Annotated in this window: 1 protein-coding gene; it reads right to left on the minus strand. The window is 35.5% G+C overall.

The features are described 5' to 3' along the window. The coding region (locus AC2FA3_RS15495) for a hypothetical protein (protein ID WP_490510370.1) at positions 1 to 245 on the minus strand (245 nt) is incomplete at both ends.

The raw sequence follows: 245 nt of genomic DNA on the forward strand, positions 1-245 counted from the left end.
GGTTTTAAAGCTTTGAACTTGTAACCAATGATTTGAGATGCTGAACCTTCTTGTCCTTTTTGCATTTTTCTTTGTGGAATTTTTGGATTTCCTAATGCAATTATGAATTCTAGTGCGTCTGACATAGAACCTTCTTTTTGTTTTTCTTCTTCAGTCATCTTTGCTCTAGCAGATGCTCCTGTTGCTTTAAATGCTGAGAATTTAGCTTTCTTTTGTTCTGAAGAAAGTTTTGCTCCTGCTACAGG

The sequence above is a fragment of the Janibacter sp. CoH_79_TC_3 genome (assembly GCF_058197955.1).